This window comes from Gordonia mangrovi (assembly GCF_024734075.1).
GTDB lineage: Bacteria > Actinomycetota > Actinomycetes > Mycobacteriales > Mycobacteriaceae > Gordonia > Gordonia mangrovi.
In genome coordinates this window covers 3,117,708-3,133,142 of the sequence record NZ_CP102850.1, presented here as the reverse complement: position 1 = coordinate 3,133,142, position 15,435 = coordinate 3,117,708, and the positions used below count along the sequence as shown (strand labels likewise).

The window sequence follows — 15,435 nt, the reverse complement described above, 5'->3', positions numbered from 1 at the left end:
CTGTCAGGTTGCTGTGAGCGTCGAGCGGCTGTGGACAACGCGCTCGGGCGGTCGCTCGGTGTCCGAGGGAACCGATAGGTTGGCGTCATGTCCTCCACAGCGACCCTGACCACCGAACAGCAGGCGGCCGCCGACCGGGTGATCGAGAGTCTTGCCGGAGCGGGCGCCCGGCTGCGCGAGGATCAGCTCACGGCGGTGGCCGCGCTGGTCGAGCCGTCGGCGCGGGTGCTGGTGGTCCAGGCGACCGGTTGGGGCAAGTCGGCGGTGTATTGGTCGGCGACGGCGATCATTCGTGCTGCGGGGGCCGGGCCGACTCTTATCGTGTCTCCCCTGTTGTCGCTGATGCGCGATCAGGTGGCGGCCGCCGAGCGGGCCGGGTTGCGGGCGGCGACCCTGAACTCGTCGAATGTCGACGAGTGGTCGATGATCGAAGCCCAGCTGCGTGGTGGGGATCTCGACGTGTTGCTCGTGTCCCCGGAGCGTCTGGCCAATCCCGGATTCGGCCGGCGTGTCCTCGATGCCCTCGCTGGGCAGCTGGGTCTGCTGGTGATCGACGAAGCGCACGCGATCTCGGACTGGGGACATGACTTCCGGCCCGACTACCGGCGCGTCTCCGACGTGTTGCAGACCTTGAATCCGCAGACGCCGGTGCTGGCGACCACCGCGACGGCCAACGCGCGGGTCACCGAGGACGTGGCGAAACAGCTGGGCGCGCACACTCTTGTGCTCCGCGGTGCGCTGGCGCGACGATCATTGCATCTCAACGTGATCGACGCCCTGTCGCCGATCGAGCGGTACGGCTGGGTGGCCGAGTACCTACCGCAGCTGCCGGGTTCGGGCATCGTCTACGTCCTCACCGTCGCCGATGCGGACCGCCTGGTCAACGCCATCACTGCCGTGCACGGCATCGACTATCCGGTCGCGGCCTACACCGGCCAACTCGACGCGCAGCGGCGCCATGAGCTCGAGGATGCGTTGTTGCGCAACGAGGTCAAGGCCTTGGTGGCGACCTCGGCGCTGGGCATGGGCTACGACAAACCCGACCTGGGTTTCGTCGTCCATGTGGGTGCGCCGCCGTCGCCGGTGTCCTACTACCAGCAGGTGGGTCGTGCCGGGCGTGCGCTCGACGAGGCGGTGGTGATGCTGTTGGCCTCGCGCACCGACGACGCCATCTGGGATCACTTCGCCACCGCGACCATCCCCGAGCCCGACAAAATGGACGCGCTGCTGGCGGCGCTGGACGCCGCGGACGGCCCGATGTCGGTGCCCCAGCTCGAGGCATCGACCGGATTCCGCAGGGGCCGTGTGGAATTGATGCTGAAACAACTGGCGGTCGACGGTGCCACCGACCGCGGACCCGACGGCTGGCGGTCGACCGGAGTGCCGTGGACCTACGATGCGGAGCACTACGACGGGGTCATCGAGGTGCGCCGTCGCGAGGCCGACATCATGCGGTCCTATGTCGCCGGACGGCAGTGCCTCATGCAGTTGCTCACGTCGTCGCTCGACGACCCGGAGGCACAGCCGTGTGGGCGCTGCTCGGTGTGCCGCGGCCGATTGACCGAGCCGTTGTCGGCGGAGGTGCCCGACGAGACGGTGCGCACGATCACCGGCGCACTCCGTCGTTCGGCGCTGCGGCTGGAGCCGCGCAAGATGTGGCCGGGCGGGGCTTTCGGTACCCGCGGTCGCATCCCGGCCTCGCTCGCCGCGGAGGCGGGGCGGGTGCTTGCGCACGCGGACGCACCGGAATGGGCGGAGCTGCTGGCGGGTGCGCGACGCGGCGAGGAGCAAGCGCTGACCGACCTCGGCGATGCCGCGGTCGCGACGTTGGCGGCGTGGGTGCGCGACGGTGGCGCCCGCCCGGACGTGATCGCGTCGTTGCGGCTGACCGGTACCGCGCTCGCCAAGCAGGTCGCCGACCATCTCTGCCGCATCGGTCGCCGCCCGGGCCTGTCGATCCCGGTGCGGATGGGCGATCCGCCGGGCCGCGACGCGACCGGCGCCACCGAGGCCGTCTACTGGCGTGACCACCTCGGGGGCATGCCCGAGGTGGCTGGGCAGAACGTGCTGCTCGTCGTCGACGAGAACGCCTCGGGCTGGCCGATCACCCTGGCCGCAGCAGCGCTACGCGAGGCCGGCGCCGCCACGGTCTCGCCGCTGCTCATCCACCGCACCGTCTGACCGGATCCGTAGTACGAACCGTGCGGAAATCGCCGGTTCGTACTACGAAACCGGGAGGTCAGGCGTCGGCGACGTACTCGCCGTAACCGGTGGAGTGCAGGGCGGCGCGGATCTTGGCGGCTGCGGCGTCGAGTTCGGCGGGGTCGGGATCCTTCTGCGCATTGCCCAGGTCGAAGGCGTCCATACTCTCCAGCGGGAAGACGTGGATGTGCACGTGCGGCACCTCCAGTCCCGCGATCATGGTGCCCACCCGCGCCACGCCGAAGGCCTCCTTGACGGCGCGGCCGATCTTCTGCGAGACATCGGCGAGGTGGGTGTAGGAGGCGGTGTCCATCTGTTCCCAGTGGTCGACCTCCTTGCGGGGCACGACGAGCACGTGACCGGGCGTCACCGGATTGATGGTGAGGAACGCGACGGCCTGACCATCGCGCCACACGAATCGCCCGGGCAGTTCTCCGTTGATGATCATGCTGAAGACGGAAGCCATGGAGATCACTGTAGCCGCGCGGCCCGCGTCACCCGTCGTGTTGTCGGCACGCTGTCGGAGGTCCATGACATTCTTTTCGTGTGAGTCGACCAGAGTTCACCCGCGGCAAGCCGACACGGGTCCACACCGTCGCCTCGACCGACGTCGTCGAGCACGCCCAGCGGTTCCCGCGGCTGCGCTACATGGGTTCGAAGTATCGGCTCCTGCCGCACCTGGAGCGGACCTTCGCCGACATCGGCGGCGGCACCGCCGTCGACGCCTTCTCCGGCTCCGGCGTGGTGTCGTACCTGTTGAAGGCACAAGGATTTCAGGTGCTGAGCAACGACTTCCTCACGTTCCCGCACATCATCACCCGGGCGACCGTCGCCAACTCCAGCGTGCGACTCGAGCCGGATGTGATCGACGAGATCTGCGGTCCGCCCGCCGACGATCGGGATTTCATCCAGACCACGTTCGACGGTCTGTACTTTGACGCCGACGACCGGGCATTCCTCGACTCCGCGTGGTCGCATATCGACCGGTTACGCGGGTACCGCCGCGACCTGGCCATCTCGGCGCTGGTGTTGTCGGCGGCGCGCAAACAGCCGCGTGGGGTGTTCACCTTCACCGATTCGTCGCGCTATGCCGACGGCCGCCGAGACCTGCGGATGTCGTTGCGCGACCATTTCCGCACACGGTCGGCCGCCGAGTACAACGCCACCGTGTTCAGCAACGGACGGTCCAACCGCAGCGTGACCGGCGACATCTTCGATCTCGACCTGTCGGCGCTCGACGCCCCGCCGGACCTGGTCTATCTCGACCCGCCCTATGCGCCGCCGACCGACGACAACGACTACATCAAGCGCTACCACTTCCTGGAAGGGCTCAGCGCGTACTGGCAGGGCATGACGATCATGGAGCACACCAAGACCAAGAAGCTCACCAAGCGCTATACGCCGTTCGCCTACAAGCATTCGATCGAGGACGCTCTGGTGCGCACCTTCGAGCATTTCGAACAGGCGGGCGCGATCGTGCTGTCCTATTCGTCCAATGCGCTGCCCGGCGCCGACCGGATCGTCGACCTGCTGGGCAAGGTCAAGCCGTCCGTGGAGGTGATCGCGATCGACCACAAGTACAGTTTCGGCACGCACGTTGCCGCCACCCGGCGCGATGTGAGTGAGTACCTGTTCATCGGTCGCGACTGAGTGGCGATGGATCGCACGTCATCCGGTCTCGATACGCCCGCTCGTCCCTCACGAGCTACTCGACCAACGAACACCACGCCCGCTCGTCCCTCACGGGCTACTCGACCAGCAGGGGCCAACGTCCGATGAGTGACGCCGGGGACTTCGACGACTATCTGAAAACGCTGGGCCGCTTGACCTCTCACGTCGATCCGACCGCATCGACGCCGGAGGCCGAACGGATCACCGCGGCCACGGGCTCTCTCGGTGAGCTCCTCGACACCGACGTCGCCGGGCTGGCGGCCTGGGTCCGCGATCATCCCGCCGACGTCCCGGTTCTCGGGCTGGCGGTCGGACTGTCGCAGGAGAAGCTGAAGAACGTGCTGCGCGACCACTTCGGCACCACCGGCTGGCATGGAGTCGCCCGGACGCAGCCGGTGGATCTGGTCACCTGGCTCGACACCGAGTTCGATCTGGTCCGGACGCTACGCACCCAACTGGAACGCACGTACACCTTCGCCGACATCCTGGTCGCCCGTGCCGGCAGTCGGGTGACGGCAACCCGGGCCGGCGCGTCCGGACGCCGGATCGAGGACGAGATCGAGTCCATTGCCCAGGACCTCGGACTCGACTACACCACCCGCTCGCGTTTCACCGGTCGCAACGGCCGTACCGCGCCCGCCGACCTCATCATCGGCGACCCCGACACCGCCGACATCGTGGTTGCGGCCAAGGGTTTCGACTCCACCGGCAGCAAACTCACCGACGCGGTCCGCGAGATCGAGGAGATGGCCGAGGTGCGACTGCCGCGTCAGCTCGTGCTCGCGGTGATCGACGGAATCGGCTGGAAGTCACGGCAGGCGGACCTCCGACGAATCCACCAGCTGTGGGACGACCGGCAGATCGACGGCATGTACACATTGGTGAGCCTCGACCGGTTCCGCGACGACGTCCGCGAGTTCGCGACACTGCGCCGGCTGATCTGACCGACCGGCTACTCGCCGTACAGCCGAGCGATCTCCTGCGAGTCAAGCCAGCCCGAGTACGTCGGGGTGCGCGGCCAACCGTCGGGGGAATCCTGCCATTCCTCACGACGTCCGTAGGGCAACGCGTCGATCAGCGCAAAGGTGTGCGACAACTGTTCGGTCCCCCGGCCGTTGGTGTGCCAGGTGCGGTACACGGTGTCACCGTCGCGAAGGAACACGTTGACCGCGAACCCTTCCCCGGGCGCGGCGTCGACGTCGGCGCCGAATGAGCTCTCCGACGACGAGTACCACTCCATCTGATTGCCGACGCGCGCCTTGTACGCGAGAGCTTCCTCGATCGGCCCGTTGGTGACGATGACGAACCGTGCGTCATAGTTCGCCAGGAAGTCGAGCCTGGTGAATTGGGCGGTGAAGGTGGTACAGCCGCCGCACTGGAATTCGGCCCCGTTGTTCCACATGTGGTTGTAGACGATCAGTTGCGAGCGCCCGTCGAACACGTCGGCCAGCGAGATCGGTCCATCGGGTCCGATCAGCGTGTAGTCGGGCATCTCGACCATGGGCAGCCGTCGGCGCTGCGCGGCGATGGCGTCGAGTTCGCGGGTGGCCGCCTTCTCCCGCACCCGGAGTTCGGCGAGGGCGTCTCGCCAGGACTGTTCGTCGACGACCGGTGGCATCTGTGCAGACATGAGTGATCCCCTTTCGTGTCTCCACTATCGACCGACGCGACCGCCGGAATTCATCGGTTCAGTCGATTCGACGCGGCAAGCGCACCCAGAAGGTCGAGCCCTCCCCCGGCGTGGAATCCACTCCGACGGTTCCGCCGTGCGCGTCCACCAGCGCCGCGACGATGGACAGCCCCAGCCCACTGCCGCCGCCCCGGTCGCCGCGATGTCGCGAGGAGTCGCCGCGGTAGAACCGCTCGAACACGTGCGCGGCTTCCTCGCGCGTGAGTCCCTGCCCGGTGTCGGTGACGGTCAGCACCACGTCGTCGCGGCCGGAGCCGGTGTCGACGTCGATGCCGACGGTGATCGACGCGTCGTCGGGTGTGTGCGCGATGGCGTTGTTGATCAGATTGCGCAGCACCTGCAGCAACCGCGGGGCGTCACCGGTCACCACGGGTGGCTCCTGGGTGGCGCCGATCTCGACGTGTATCTCACGGTGCGGGGCGGCGGCCGCAGCACCATGCACCGCGTCCGCGGCGACGGCCAGCAGATCGACCGGATGGTTGTCGATGGGCCGATGGGCGTCGAGGCGAGCCAGCATCAGCAGGTCCTCCACCAGCAGGCCCATCCGGCCGGCTTCGGCGTCGATCCGGCCCATCGCGTCGGCGGCGTCGGGCACCGCACCCTGCTTGTACAGTTCGGCGAAACCCTTGATCGAGGTCAGCGGGGTGCGCAGTTCGTGGCTGGCGTCGGCGATGAACCGGCGCATCTTCTCCTCCGAGGTCCGCGCCTGCTCCTCGGAGGAACGCGCCTGCTGTTCGGAGGCGGCAGTCCGCGCGAACGCGCGCTGGATCTGGCCGAGCATCGTGTTCAGCGACGCGGACAGGCTGCCGACCTCGGTGTTCGGCGGTGCCGGCGGCACCCTCATGTTGAGATTGCCGGCCGCGATCGCATGGGCGGTCTCCTCCACCCGGTGCAGCGGCCGCAGACTCGACCGCACCAGCAGATAACTCAGCACACCGATGGCCAGCACGACCAACGCACCGATGCCCAGTTGCAACCACATCAGCCGTGACAATGTGGCGTTGACGTCGCTGAGCGGGGTCGCGACAATCGACACACCGTAGGGTGACTCATCCTTGATCACCCGCCACTGCGGCCCGTCGCCGCCGACCGAGTCGACGGTCATCGGTCCGGTGCTGCCCTCGGGAAGCGAACCGAGATCGGGCTGCGACGAGAAGTCGTTGTTGACAAAGGTGTTGCCATCACTCGTGATGATCATCGAGTAGAACTGCGACGGCGGCCGGCGCGGACCCAGCGGCGGCCCCGGGTTGGCGGTGACCGGGTCGTGCGGCTTCGCCCACGTCTCCACCGAGGACACCAATCCTTCGTCGGTACGCGACAGCAGGTCCTGCCGCATCGCCGAGGTCACCGCGACGCCCGACGCGAACAACCCGAGCACCACCAGCACCAGCGTCAGGCCGACCAGCGACAGACGCAGCGGCAGGCCGCGCTTGCGGACCGTCTCCGGCGCGTGGCCGACGGGGCCGCCCGGTGCAGCGGCGACAGGCGTGGAGGTCACCCGCGTGGCTCTCGCATCACGTAGCCGACGCCACGCAGGGTGTGGATCAGCCGCTTGTCGCCGGTGTCGAGCTTGCGGCGCAGGTAGGACACGTAGGACTCGACCACGTTGACCTCACCGCCGAAGTCGTAGTTCCAGACGTGGTCGAGGATGCGTGGCTTGGACAACACCGTGCCGGCGTTGACCATGAAGTACCGCAGCAGAGTGAACTCGGTGGGCGACAGGGCCACCAACTTGCCCGCCTTCCACACCTCATGTGTCTCGTCATCGAGCTCGATGTCGGCGAAAGTGATGCGCGCCGACTCCTTGGCCTGCTCGTCGTACCCGCTGCGGCGCAAGAGTACCTGCAGGCGGGCCACCACTTCTTCGAGCGAGAACGGTTTGGTCACGTAGTCGTCGCCGCCGATGGTCAACCCGTTGATCTTGTCCTCCACCGAATCGCGTGCGGACAGGAACAACACCGGCGCCTCGATGCCGTCGGCGCGCAGCCGGCGCAAGAGGCCGAAACCGTCCATCCCCGGCATCATCACGTCGAGGATCAGTACATCGGGTTTGACGGTGCGGCACCGGTCGAGGGCCGCAGGGCCGTTCTCGGCGGTGGTCACCGCATACCCCTGGAACTTGAGCGACACCGACAACAGTTCGCGGATGTTCTCCTCGTCGTCGACGACGAGTACCTTGGCGCCTTGGCCGCCTGCCTGACCGTTCGCAGATTCGCTCATGCCATCACCCTCTCGGTTCACTCTGTCATGGATCTGGACGATTGCTGGGAGGTCTCTGTGAATGCTCACCTGGCCGGATGACGCCGACCCGCAGCGGCTGGGTCAGCCGCGCATGAAGGGCGCCGGATACCCCGGGATGGGACGGGCCTCGCCGAGCCAGGCTCCGAGCTCCTCGGCGCGGTCGGCCAGCGCGCGGGTCGCCACGGCGGGCAGCTTCTCGAAGGTGTGGACCTCGATGTGTCCGTCGTCCTTGTGCTGTCGCCAGCCGCCGACAATACGTCCGTCCCACCAGGCCGTCTGTCCGCCGTTGCCGTTGCGGTCGAAGACGCGCTCGGCGTGCGGACCGAGGTAGAAGCCGCGTTCCTTCCATCCCATCGTGGTGGGATCGAGCTCGGGTAGCAGGTGGGCGTGCGGTGGCAGGGCGGCGTCGGCGCCGGTGGGCAGGTCGTCGGGCAGCAGATAGCCGACGGCCCCGCCGTCGAGGTCCACCTCGACCGCGTCGAGATCTTCCAGCGCGGCGCGCACGGCACGCTTGGTACTCCCCAGCCACCACACGATGTCGGCCTCGGTTCCCGGACCGAACGCCCGCAGCCAGCGCCGTATCAGTGCGCGATGGCCGTCGGCCACCGACACCGCCGGCAACGGGTGGCCGAGCCAGAGTTCCATCAGCGCCCACGACGGGCGCGACAAAGTCCAGGTCGCCGAATTGGGTCCGCGCACGATCTCACCGGCCGCGCTCATCATGTTCAGCACGCGCGGTCCCATCGAGATACGGCCGCCCCACGACTTGTCCGCGGCGTAGATCACATGCCCGTCGAGGGCCGGGTTGCGGCGGCGCAGTCCGGTGGAGGTGCGGGCGGCGCCGTCGGCGAGGTCTTCTGCGACCGCTGCCCGTGCCGCGTCGATCCACCCCTCCGGATCGTCGAAATCGGGGCTGCGGCGCAGGTCACGCAACATGTTGGTGCGTTCGGACGCGGTCACCCGCGGTCCGACCGCGCCGATCGCCTCGGCCAGCACGGTGTGCCCGAACACGAACAGGGTACGACGCATCGCAAGTTGTTTGACCAGGGTGCGGTCTTCGTACAGGGCGATGTCCATGGCCTCGGGGCGGAATCCGGGAACCCGCGCCCAGGCGGACAGATAGACCGTCGACGGTGTGGTGGCGTGCAGGCCGACCAGGTCATCGACCACATCGGTCAGCGCCACGGCGCGTTCTCGGGTGTCCAGATGATGTCGCCGGATCAGGCGTCGCCGCCGCTCGGCGTCGTCGACGACAGGACGCACCGTCATTCGGCGGGTGCGGCGATCGCCTCGATCTCCACCAACTGGTCGTCGTAGGCGAGAACCGTGACGCCCATCATCATGGCCGGGGGCACCGGGTTGCCGAACTCGGCGACGATCTCGTCCCAGGCGACCACCAGATCGGCCTGCAACTGCTCGGCGACGTAGATCGTCAACTTGACGATGTCGCCCATCGAGGCGCCCTGCTCCTCCAGGACCGTGCGCAGGTTCGCCAGACACGTACGCGTCTGGCCGACCACATCGCCGGGCGGGACCACCGCGCCGGTCGAGTCGAGCGGACTGATGCCTGCGGTGAAGATCAACGGCCCCGGACTCACCGTCGCGCTGTAGGCGAAGCCGGCGGCCGGCAGGGTGGACGAACCGTTCAGACGGAGGCGGGCCATGTCCGCGATCCTACGTCGGCTCCCGGAAGGTCGACTGCAGCCGTTGCACGACCCGCACCCCCGACCTGACGGCGTCCGTCGCGCCACCGCGCGTCGGGCAACGGCTGCAATCACGCGTTCGATGGCGGTCTCACGCGCTGATATCAGTTCACTCCGATCGCGACCCCCAAGCCAGCAACCGGCGACATCACTCGCCATCACCCCTGTTCAGGGGACAAACGAACATTCCGGACCGGACACCGGAGACGATCCGGCGCCGCCAAATGCGGGTCGGCACGTCATTCACCTGGGGTGTTCCGACTCACTCGAATGGCAATCCGGACCTCGTTCGGCGCATGATGTGTCCAAGTGTCGGTCGGGGGATCTTTGGTGATGGCGAGTGGACTTCGGTAGCGCGTTGGCGCGCCTGTTCGTGCAGGCGGGCCGACCGACGTTGCGGGCTGCCGCGGCACGCTCGACGGTGTCGGCGCAACGGATCAGCGACTGGCGAAACGGACGCCACCTGCCCCGCGATTTCGCGACCGTCGAACCGCTGCTGTTGTGGCTGACCTCGCGGGCCGTCGCCGATGGGCAGGACGACGTGCTGAGCCTGCCGCAGTGGAAGGACCTCTGGGACAAACACCTGACCGAGGCCGACGACCCCGATACCGGGCAACCGTCCACCCCCACGACGACGGAAACCCGTCCGTACGCCGGTCTGGCGACCGTGACCGCTGCCGATAGTGCCGTCTTCTTCGGCCGCGACGACCTGATCTCGACGCTGGTCGAGACCATCGTCGAGGCCGCGGCGGCGCCGGCCGGTCCGCGGCTGATCATCGTCGCCGGTGTCTCGGGTTCCGGGAAGTCTTCCCTTCTCGACGCCGGATTGGCCCGTGACCGGCGCGTGCCGACGCCACGACGCGCCGCCATCACCGCCGGCGGGCTACGTCTGCCCGCAGCGACCGATGGACCTGCCGAGTCCCACGACGAGCCCGAGCGTGACGGATCACCACCCCCCGCACAGGAGGTGATCGTTCTCGACCAGTTCGAGAATGTCTTCGCCCTCCCGCAAGAAGTGCTGGCCGAGACGATGCGGGCAGTCGAGGAACTGTCCGAGGACGCCGTCGTGGTCCTCGGCGTGCGCGCCGACTTCTTCGGCCAGTGTGTGGAGTTCGGGTTCCTGGCACAGGCCTGGCAGTCGCGGTGCGTCATCGTCTCCGAGATGACCGGCTCACAATTGCGCGAGGTCATCACCGGTCCGGTCCGATTGGCCGGCGGACGCATCGAGTCCGGGCTGGCCGATGTGATGATCAACGACCTGCACGCGGCCTCGACGATCGGCGACCGCGCCGGGCGGCTACCGCTGCTCGCCCATGTGTTGGCGGCCACCTGGGCACGCCGATCCGGCAACCGGATGACGATCTCCGGCTATCGCGCGACCGGAGGTATCGCGCGGGCCGTCGCCGACACCGCGGAGGCCGCCTGGTCGGCGGTCGACCCCGATGACCGCACCCTGGCCAGAGCGCTGCTGCTGGCGTTGGTGCATGTGGGCCCGGGCGGCGTGGCGCTGCGTGTGCCGCTGCACACCGACACCATCGGCGACCGGTTCCCGGCGCGGATCTCGGCGGTGATCGACATCTTCGCCCAGGCCCGACTGCTGATCGTGACGTCGGACTCGGTGATGCTGGTCCACGATGTGGTGTTGACGTCGTGGCCGCGGCTCGCCGAGTGGATCGCCGCCGATTCGGGTATCCACCAGTGGCGCCAGCAACTCGACACCGACACCACCGCCTGGCTCGACACCGGCCGCAGCCGCTCATTCCTGTACACCGGGTCACGCCTGGACGACGCCCGCCGGCACCGTGCCGCGTTGCGCCGCAGCTACCAGCATCTGCTGTCTGCCGAGAGCGAGGCGTTCCTCGACGCCGCAGTCACCCAGCAGCGCCGACGACGCCTCATCCGGGTGCTGTCGATCACGGTGGTCGTGGTGCTGGCCGTCGTCTCGACCATCACTGCGGCCATCGCGCTGCGCCAGGCCCACGACCTCACCCAGCAACGCAACAACGCCGAACGAGCCGCGTTGCTGTCGCATATCGACAGCCTGCAGCAGACCAACCCCTCGCTGGCTTCCCGGCTGCTGCTGGTGGCGCTCGACCTCTACCCCGACGACCCGACCATCAGTCAGCGCGTGCTGGGCGCGTCGACCAGCCCGTTGTCGGAGCCGCTGAGCGGGCACACCGGTCCCGTGTACGACGTCAACTTCTCCACCGACAGCGCGATGTTCGCCTCCGCCAGCGGCGACCGCACGGCCCGACTGTGGGAACGCACCCCCGACGGCTCGTACCGGACCGTGTCGACCCTGCGCGGCTACGGCAACTATCTGACCTCGGTCACCTTCCACCCCACCCGCGGGCTGCTGGCGACCGGCAGCGGCGACGGCACGGTGCGCGTCTGGGACATCAGCACACCGTCGGCGCCACGGCAGGAAACCTCGGTCAGCCCGGGACACGGCACGGTGTACATGGTGCGGTTCGCACCGGACGGGCGTCATCTCGCCGCGACCTCCGACGACGGCACCGTCACCATCTTCGCCGTCGAGGAGTCGGGGGCGCTCCGCGAGACGACGATGCTGGCGGCGCACTCGGCGGCCGCCCGCACCGTGGCCTACAGCCCGGACGGCAGATTGTTGGCCACCGGTGGGGACGACAAGGTGGTGCGACTGTTCGACACCGCCGACGGCGACCGGCCGGTGCCGGCGGCCCCGCCCATCACCGGATTCCCCAGCATCACCCACGCCGTCGCATTCAGCCCCGACAGCCGCACACTCGCCGTCACCGGCGACAGCCCCAACGCTCAGCTCTGGGACGTCACCACACCCTCGCGTCCCCGTCCGGTGACGACGTCGCTGCCCAACACCACCGCCGGCTCGTGGTCGATCGACTTCGACGACGACGGCGACCAACTCGCGTCTGCCCGCGCCGATGGGCGGGTGACGGTGTGGAACACCATCGACCCGGCCATGCCCGTGACGCAGTGGACGCTGCAGTCATCGAGCGAGCAGGGCACCCCGGAGCAGGGGTCGGTCCGCACGTTCTCGACCGTGTTCAGTCCCGACGGGTCCAGCATGGTGGTCGGCCGGTCCGATGGGGCGATCGACCTGTGGCATCTCCCGTCTGGCGTGATCCCGGATCGCGGCGGTACGGTGACCGGCCTGGCGAACGACGCCGACGGCAGCGTGCTCACCACGGTCGGCACCGACACCACCCTCAACGTCTGGTCCACCGGCCCACAGGGATGGTCCCGACAGTCGCGCACGCCGATCCAGCGCCGGGTCAACGATCACCCGTCGGTCAGTGTGAACGCCGACGGCACGCTCGCGGCCACCGCGAACAACAACGGCGGGCTGGTACAGCTGTGGGACATCACCGACCACGCCGATCCGCGCCGCACCGCCGATCTGCGGGTGTCGACGAGATACACCAACGCCATCGCCTTCGCTCCCGACGCCGACCTGCTGGCCAGCGGCATCACCGACACCACCGTGCAGCTCTGGGACACCGCCGACCCGCGTCGTCCGGTGCCGGTCGGCGCGCCGTTGACCGGGCCGGGTGACCTCATCCGCAGTGTCGCATTCAGCCCGGACGGCCGTCGACTGGCGGTGACCTCCGACGACAAGAGCACCTATCTCTACGACCTCGACGGCGACCGACTCGCGCCGGCGATGGTCATCACCGACAACAGCCCGGCGGCGCGCGCGGTGTTCAGTCGCGACGGGACGGCACTGATCATCGCCGCCCGCGACCTGTCGACCTGGGACGTGCATGAAGGCCGCGCCGAGGAGATCGACCGCAAACCCAACATCCACGCGGCGACACTGTCGTTGACGCCGACCCGGCTCGTCGTGGGCACCGCGACCCACCACCTCACGACATTCGAATTCGATCAGGGCCGGCTCGGTGCCGAACAGTCGATCGTGCCGTTGATCACCACCACCGACACCACCACCAAGTGGCAGTTCCCGGATCACATGTACAGCGACGACACCATCATCACCGCCGGCGACGTGACCGGCAGCATCCACCTGCAGACCACCGACCTCGCCACCGCCGGCCGGTGGATCTGCGACAGCACGCCGAGCCTGACCGAGGCGCAACGCGAGGTCTATCTCCCGCACACCGACATCGCCGACGAATGCCGCAGCTGAACCGTCCGCCGGCGTCTGATCGCGCGGGTCGTCGCGGGTCACGCAGGTCGTTGCGGCTCACGCGGGTTGTCGACCACTGGCGACAACCACGCCGACCCGCGCGATCAGACGCGGCCCGCGTGAAAGTGCCCTCACGCGACCGGCCACCGACGACGAAACCCGCCGCAGGCGCACTTGCGACGGGTTTCGGCTCAGCGTGACGTCGAGCGTCAGTACTTCAACGTCAGTACTTCGGGAACAGTGTCAGAGCCCAGTCGCCGACCGGCTCGAGCGCCGGATTGGACTCGACCGCCTTGGTGATACCGAGCTTGATGTTGTCGAGGGTCGGTGCCGCGTTCTCCACCGTCGGCTCGATCGTCGGCAGCGGCTGCGCGCTCGCCGGTGCCGCCGCGAACGCCATCGCGCCGGCCATGGCCGCCCCCGCGAACCCTGCTGCGACCACCCGACGCACGACCTTCGCCCGCATGCCGCATGCGCTCGTCTCGTTGATTCCCCGGCCCATCTCGTCGACCGCCTTCCCCCGCATCGGCGCGGTGTCGTATGAATGACTGCAATGAACCAATGTAGGCGGTGATTGCTGCGCCGAGCACATCGAGTTGGCTTGAGTCACAAAAGTTATCGAGCAGCGACCATTACCAGTGACGACTGCCGGTTCAGCACAGCACACACCGTCACCGGAAGCTCAGCACCTCGTCGCCCCACGCTCGGCGGATGTCGCGGTCCAGATCGTCGACGATCCGATCCGCGGCGTCGACGACGAGGGTGGCCCTCACCTGCTCGTCGAATGCCGGCCACGGCAGTGCCCCACCGTCGTCGGCGTGATGGGCATGAGTGGGGACTTCATCCACGTGAACAGCGCGGCCTCTACTCTCGACACCGTGCCTGCGACCGAGCTGATCCAGTTGCCCGGCGGCCGCTTCCGCATGGGTTCCGACCGACACTATCCCGAGGAGCGACCGGCGCACGACCGCGTCGTGGAGCCGTTCGCCATCGAACGTCATCCGGTGACCACCAGGCAGTTCGCCGATTTCGTGGCGGCGACCGGCTACGTCACCGTCGCTGAGGAAGCGGTGGACCCCGCCGACTTCCCCGATGCCGACCCCGCTGCGCTCGTTCCGGGTTCCGTGGTGTTCACGCCGACGGCGGGGCCGGTGGATCTGGGCGACTGGCGACTGTGGTGGCGCTGGCAGCCCGGCGCGAGCTGGCGCCGACCGACCGGCGCCGACGATCTGACCACGGCACGCGCCGATCACCCGGTGGTGCACATCGCCTATCGGGACGCTGTGGCCTACGCCGAGTGGGTGGGCCGTCGGCTGCCCACCGAAGCCGAATGGGAGTTCGCGGCGCGCGGCGGTCTCGACGGGCAGGAGTACGCCTGGCCCGGCGACGAGCTGCGGCCCGACGGGCGCGACATGGCGAACACCTGGAAGGGCAGGTTTCCGTACCGCAACGACGGCTGGGGAACGACGTCGCCGGTCGGTACGTACCCGCCCAACGGGTACGGCCTGCTCGACATGATCGGCAACGTGTGGGAGCGATGCTCGGACGTGTGGGTACCGCGGCACCCGGTGTCCGACGCCGGAGCCGTCGATGCCGAGGGTCGCCCGAACCTCCTTGCGCCCACCACGTCGCCGCAGGTCATGCGAGTCACCAAGGGCGGATCACATCTGTGTGCACCGGAGTACTGCCGCCGCTATCGGCCGGCCGCGAGATCGGCGCAGTCCGACGACTCGGCGACGTCGCATCTGGGTTTTCGATGCGTGGTGTGAGGCATCGGAACGGGT

The 15,435-nt window shown here is 68.3% G+C and carries 13 protein-coding genes; 5 read left to right on the top strand and 8 right to left on the bottom strand.

What is annotated here, in order from left to right; translation table 11 throughout:
* Positions 1-87: 87 nt before the first annotated feature.
* On the top strand, positions 88-2,181 hold the full coding sequence (locus NWF22_RS14180; protein WP_160904154.1) for a RecQ family ATP-dependent DNA helicase: 2,094 nt from the start codon (positions 88-90) through the stop codon (positions 2,179-2,181).
* 58 nt (positions 2,182-2,239) lie between these two features.
* Here the strand turns inward: NWF22_RS14180 and NWF22_RS14175 are convergent, their stop codons facing one another.
* Positions 2,240-2,668: an HIT family protein gene (locus tag NWF22_RS14175; protein ID WP_160904153.1), complete on the bottom strand. Its 429-nt coding sequence runs from the start codon at positions 2,666-2,668 to the stop codon at positions 2,240-2,242.
* Positions 2,669-2,748: 80 nt separating this feature from the next.
* Between NWF22_RS14175 and NWF22_RS14170 the strand changes: the two genes are divergently transcribed.
* Entirely contained in the window at positions 2,749-3,852 is a 1,104-nt protein-coding gene (locus tag NWF22_RS14170; protein WP_444881597.1) for a DNA adenine methylase, read from the top strand.
* Between the two features lie 125 nt (positions 3,853-3,977).
* Positions 3,978-4,817 (top strand): hypothetical protein, encoded by an 840-nt coding sequence (locus NWF22_RS14165; RefSeq protein ID WP_160904152.1) that lies wholly within the window; start codon positions 3,978-3,980, stop codon positions 4,815-4,817.
* Positions 4,818-4,825: 8 nt separating this feature from the next.
* Here NWF22_RS14165 and NWF22_RS14160 read toward each other — a convergent pair whose 3' ends face one another.
* The 5 genes from NWF22_RS14160 to NWF22_RS14140 all read right to left on the bottom strand — a co-directional run bounded on the left by NWF22_RS14160 (position 4,826) and on the right by NWF22_RS14140 (position 9,468).
* Complete coding sequence (locus tag NWF22_RS14160) at positions 4,826-5,503, bottom strand: DUF899 domain-containing protein (protein WP_160904151.1); 678 nt, start codon at positions 5,501-5,503, stop codon at positions 4,826-4,828.
* 58 nt (positions 5,504-5,561) lie between these two features.
* Entirely contained in the window at positions 5,562-7,061 is a 1,500-nt protein-coding gene (locus tag NWF22_RS14155; RefSeq protein WP_160904150.1) for a sensor histidine kinase, read from the bottom strand.
* Complete coding sequence (locus tag NWF22_RS14150) at positions 7,058-7,783, bottom strand: response regulator transcription factor (RefSeq protein WP_160904149.1); 726 nt, start codon at positions 7,781-7,783, stop codon at positions 7,058-7,060. The genes NWF22_RS14155 and NWF22_RS14150 overlap by 4 nt, the downstream gene beginning before the upstream one ends.
* Positions 7,784-7,885: 102 nt before the next feature.
* Complete coding sequence (locus tag NWF22_RS14145) at positions 7,886-9,073, bottom strand: winged helix DNA-binding domain-containing protein (RefSeq protein WP_160904148.1); 1,188 nt, start codon at positions 9,071-9,073, stop codon at positions 7,886-7,888.
* Positions 9,070-9,468, bottom strand: a complete 399-nt coding sequence (locus NWF22_RS14140; protein ID WP_160904147.1) for a RidA family protein — start codon at positions 9,466-9,468, stop codon at positions 9,070-9,072. The genes NWF22_RS14145 and NWF22_RS14140 overlap by 4 nt, the downstream gene beginning before the upstream one ends.
* Positions 9,469-9,847: 379 nt before the next feature.
* Here NWF22_RS14140 and NWF22_RS14135 point away from each other — a divergent pair, with 379 nt between their 5' ends.
* Positions 9,848-13,651, top strand: coding sequence for an nSTAND1 domain-containing NTPase (locus NWF22_RS14135; protein ID WP_160904146.1), 3,804 nt, complete (start codon positions 9,848-9,850; stop codon positions 13,649-13,651).
* A gap of 223 nt (positions 13,652-13,874) precedes the next feature.
* Here the strand turns inward: NWF22_RS14135 and NWF22_RS14130 are convergent, their stop codons facing one another.
* Together NWF22_RS14130 and NWF22_RS14125 are read right to left on the bottom strand one after the other, a co-directional pair.
* Entirely contained in the window at positions 13,875-14,177 is a 303-nt protein-coding gene (locus tag NWF22_RS14130; protein WP_160904145.1) for a hypothetical protein, read from the bottom strand.
* Between the two features lie 145 nt (positions 14,178-14,322).
* The gene (locus NWF22_RS14125) at positions 14,323-14,499 is read right to left on the bottom strand and encodes a hypothetical protein (RefSeq protein ID WP_202399055.1); all 177 of its coding nucleotides are present in this window, start codon (positions 14,497-14,499) and stop codon (positions 14,323-14,325) included.
* 75 nt (positions 14,500-14,574) lie between these two features.
* On the opposite strand from NWF22_RS14125, the gene NWF22_RS14120 reads away from it, so the two are divergent.
* Positions 14,575-15,420, top strand: a complete 846-nt coding sequence (locus NWF22_RS14120; protein WP_373692014.1) for a formylglycine-generating enzyme family protein — start codon at positions 14,575-14,577, stop codon at positions 15,418-15,420.
* Positions 15,421-15,435: the final 15 nt, after the last annotated feature.